The 556-nt window shown below is 26.8% G+C and carries 1 protein-coding gene; it reads left to right on the top strand.

Features of this window, described 5'->3' with window-relative positions; translation table 11 throughout:
• Positions 1–422: serine O-acetyltransferase (locus tag GQX97_RS14355; RefSeq protein WP_198391278.1), on the top strand; the 422-nt coding region annotated here is incomplete at its 5' end.
• Between the last annotated feature and the right edge of the window lie 134 nt (positions 423–556).

The following is a 556-nucleotide window of genomic DNA, read 5'->3' as shown; positions in this document are numbered from 1 at the left end:
CTGGATTTAGAGCGATTTTTCATTATAGAATAGCACATATATTTTATAATCAAAAAGAGTTTTTAATAGCAAGAACTATATCTGAATTTGCACATTCAAAAACAGGTATAGACATTCACCCAGGAGCTAATATAGGAGATTATTTCTTTATAGACCATGGTACAGGGATAGTTATAGGAGAAACTACACTTATAGGTCATCATGTRAAAATATATCAAGGGGTTACTTTGGGGGCATTATCATTAACTAATGGAAGAAGTTTAGAAGGCAAAAAAAGACACCCTACAGTTTGCGATTATGTTACAATATATGCCAATGCTTCTATATTTGGAGGGGATACTATAATAGGCAAAAATTCTATCATTGGTGCTAATTGTATAGTTTTAGAATCGGTTGAAGAAAACAAAAAAATCACTTTATAAATTTATATAATAAGTAAAAACTGTTTTAATTGTGATATTATATTAATTTTTAGTATATACTTAATGTTTTATTGTATAGTAAAAATTTTTTATTTTATGAATAGTATTTTTGTAATTACAACGTTTTTCTGATC

Source organism: Brachyspira sp. SAP_772 (assembly GCF_009755885.1).
Classification (GTDB): Bacteria; Spirochaetota; Brachyspiria; order Brachyspirales; family Brachyspiraceae; genus Brachyspira.
Note: the sequence above shows the minus strand (reverse complement) of the source record. Positions and strands in the feature narration are given on the sequence as shown.